At 66.8% G+C, this 3,823-nt stretch carries 2 protein-coding genes; one reads left to right on the top strand and one right to left on the bottom strand.

The genetic code is table 11. From position 1 onward, the window contains the following. Positions 1–1,146 (bottom strand): fumarate hydratase (locus PKE44_RS16255; RefSeq protein WP_324553254.1); only part of this gene is annotated, 1,146 nt, incomplete at its 3' end. Between the two features lie 500 nt (positions 1,147–1,646). Here PKE44_RS16255 and PKE44_RS16250 point away from each other — a divergent pair. After that, positions 1,647–3,823: NADP-dependent malic enzyme (locus PKE44_RS16250; protein WP_324553252.1), on the top strand; the 2,177-nt coding region annotated here is incomplete at its 3' end.

Raw genomic sequence — 3,823 nt, 5'->3', positions numbered from 1 at the left:
TTCGTCGCGCACCGGGTCGACCGGGCCGACGTAGTAGATGAAGCGGCCGTTGAAGTCGACCGGCAGCTTCTCGCCGCGGTTGAGCATGTCGGTCATGCGCTTGTGCGCAGCATCGCGGCCGGTGAGCAGCTTGCCGTTCAGCAGCAGCACGTCGCCGGGCTTCCAGCCCAGGACTTCCTCGCGCGTGACCGTGTCGAGGTTGACGCGCTTGCCCTTGCTGGAGTCGTAGGTGAGCTTCGGCCAGTCATCGAGCGACGGCGGCGTCAGCACCGCCGGGCCTTCGCCGTGCAGGTGGAAGTGCACGTGGCGGGTGGCCGCGCAGTTCGGAACCATCGCGATCGGCAGGTTGGCGGCGTGCGTCGGGTAGTCGAGCACCTTCACGTCGAGCACGGTCGTCAGGCCGCCGAGACCCTGCGCACCGATGCCGAGGGCGTTGACCTTCTCGTACAGCTCCAGGCGCAGCTCCTCGGCACGGTTCGACGGGCCGCGGGCGATCAGGTCCTGGATATCGACCGGCGCCATCAGCGATTCCTTGGCGAGCAGCAGCGCCTTTTCCGGCGTGCCGCCGATGCCGATGCCGAGGATGCCGGGCGGGCACCAGCCGGCACCCATGGTCGGGACGGTCTTCAGCACCCATTCGACCAGGTTGTCGGAGGGGTTCAGCATCGCGAACTTCGACTTGGCTTCGGAGCCGCCGCCCTTGGCCGCGCAGATGACCTCGACGCCATCGCCGTCGACGATCTCGTAGTGGATGACCGCCGGGGTGTTGTCCTTGCTGTTCGTGCGCTTGCCTGCCGGGTCGGTGAGCACCGAGGCGCGCAGCTTGTTGTCGGGGTGCAGATAGGCGCGGCGCACGCCTTCGTTGACCATCGCGGTGACGCTCATCTTCGCGTCCCACTTCACGTGCATGCCGACCTTCAGGAAGACCAGCGCGATGCCGGTGTCCTGGCAGATCGGGCGGTGGCCTTCGGCGCACATGCGCGAGTTGATCAGGATCTGCGCGATCGCATCCTTGGCAGCCGGATTCTGTTCGCGCTCATACGCGGCCGACAGCGCCTGGATGTAATCGACCGGGTGGTAATAGCTGATGTACTGGAAGGCGTCGGCAATGCTCTGGATGAAATCTTCCTGGCGGATCGTGCTCATCGATGACTCCGGGGTGCTGCTGCGGCGACGGCGGGTGCGTCGGATCGGAATTCGGCGGGTCCTTCAGCTTTCAGTGCGCTTCTGAAAACGGCGCGCGGATTCTATCAGAGGCAAGCCATTGGCCGCGTGCGGTTTTCCGGCCGCGGACCGGGGCCGGCGTGCGGAATTCCGCACGTCCCGACCGGCAAGTACTTGATGTGACGTGCCCCTGTGCACTGGCAAGCGGCTTGCTATACCGGTCAGGCCACACCGGCGCAGGTCGCGCTTCGGATGGCGGAAACGAGTGCTGACCTCAGGCAAGCCGTGCGGTGTCGATTGGATTTATCATGACTATTGACACGACCCGCCTGCCGCTTCAGCCCGTCGTTCCGTGCAACCCGTTCGTGACCGCAGCGCCACGTCCGATCCCGGCGTGGCGCTTTGCCGTTTCTGCGGAATGAAGTGTCGCCGTCCTGTCGCGCGGCACCGCCCGCAACCCGCTGCTTGAGGAGGAAATCCCGATGTCCGAAGACGTGAAGAGCGATGAACTCAAGGCCATGGCGCTGCACTACCACCGCTTTCCGGTGCCCGGAAAGATCGAGGTGGTGCCGAGCAAGCCGCTCGCCAACCAGCGTGATCTGGCGCTGGCCTATTCGCCCGGCGTGGCCGCGGCCTGCGAGGCCATCGTCGAGGATCCGCAGGAAGCCGCGACCGTCACCGCGCGCGGCAATCTGGTCGCGGTGATCTCCAACGGCACCGCCGTGCTCGGCCTCGGGCCGATCGGCGCGCTGGCCTCGAAGCCGGTCATGGAAGGCAAGGGCGTGCTGTTCAAGAAGTTCGCCGGCATCAACGTCTTCGACATCGAGGTCGACGAGCGCGACCCGGACAAGCTGATCGACATCATCGCCTCGCTGGAGCCGACCTTCGGCGGCATCAACCTTGAGGACATCAAGGCGCCCGAGTGCTTCTACATCGAGCAGAAGCTGCGCGAGCGCATGAAGATTCCGGTGTTCCACGACGACCAGCACGGCACGGCGATCATCACCACCGCCGCGGTGCTCAACGGCCTGCGCGTGGTCGGCAAGGACATCACCAAGGTGCGCCTGACCTGCTGCGGCGCCGGTGCGGCGGGTCTGGCCTGCCTCGACCTGCTGGTCAGCCTCGGCCTGAAGAAAGAGAACATCATCGTCTGCGACTCCAAGGGCGTCGTGTACAAGGGCCGCACCGTCTACATGGACGACCGCAAGGCCGGCTATGCCGCCGACGTGCCGCACCGCACGCTCGGCGAGGCCGTGGTCGGTGCCGACATCTTCCTCGGCGTCTCCGGCCCCGGCGTGCTGACGCAGGACATGGTCAAGACGCTGGCCCCGAACCCGCTGATCCTCGCGCTTGCCAACCCGACGCCGGAGATCCTGCCGGAGCTGGCGAAGGCCGTGCGCCCGGATGCGATCCTCGCCACCGGCCGTTCGGACTACCCGAACCAGGTCAACAACGTCCTCTGCTTCCCGTACATCTTCCGCGGCGCGCTCGATGTCGGCGCCAGCACGATCAACGAGGAGATGAAGCTCGCCTGTGTGCGCGCCATCGCCGACCTGACCATGCAGGAGCCCGACGAGGCGGTCATGGCCGCCTACGGCGACCAGCCGCTGCACTTCGGCCCGGATTACCTGATCCCGAAGCCCTTCGATCCGCGCCTGATCCTCGAACTGCCGGTGGCGGTCGCCAAGGCGGCGATGGAAACCGGGGTGGCGACGCGGCCGATCACCGACTTCGACGCCTACCGCGAGCAGCTCAGCCAGTACGTGTACCGCTCCGGCATGATCATGAAGCCGGTGTTCGAGCGCGCGAAGGCCGATCCGAAGCGCATCGTCTACTGCGAGGGCGAGGACGATCGCGTGCTGCGCGCCGTGCAGGTGGTCTGCGACGACGAACTCGGCCGCCCGATGCTGATCGGCCGGCGCGAGCGCATCGCCGAGCGCCTCGAACAGCTCAGCCTGCACGTGAAGATGGACGAGGACTTCGATGTCATCGACTTCCGCGATCATCCGCACTACGAAGCCTGCTGGCAGGAATACCATCGCCTGCTCGCGCGCCGCGGCATGACCATCGAGAACGCCCGCCAGCGCGTGCGCACGCGCCCGACCGTGCTCGGTGCGCTGCTGGTGCGCCTCGGCCTCGCCGACACCGTGATCTGCGGCATGCAGACGCGCTACCGCCGCCAGCTCGAACACATGATCGACGTGTTCGGCATCCAGTCCGGCGTGCCGACGCCGGCGGCGATGAGCCTGCTGCTGACGCCGCACGGCCCGCTGTTCCTCTGCGACACGCACGTCAACTTCGATCCGACCGCCGAGCAGATCGCGTCGATGACGATCATGGCCGCCGACGAGGTGCGCCGCTTCGGCCTGACGCCGAAGGTGGCGCTGGTCTCGCACTCGAACTTCGGCAGCGACTACACGCCGACCTCGCGCAAGATGGCCGAGGCGCTGCAGCTGCTGCTCAAGCGCGCCCCGGACCTCGAAGTCGAAGGCGAGATGCAGGGCGACACGGCGCTGTCCGATGCGCTGCGCAGCCGCCTGTTCCCGGAGTCGCGCCTGAGCGGCACCGCCAACCTGCTGGTGCTGCCGAACCTCGACGCCGCCAACATCGCCTACAACCTGCTGAAGATGGTCGCCGACTCGATCGCGATCGGCCCGAT

Source organism: Plasticicumulans sp., assembly GCF_035331805.1.
GTDB lineage: Bacteria > Pseudomonadota > Gammaproteobacteria > Competibacterales > Competibacteraceae > Plasticicumulans.
Note: the sequence above shows the minus strand (reverse complement) of the source record. Positions and strands in the feature narration are given on the sequence as shown.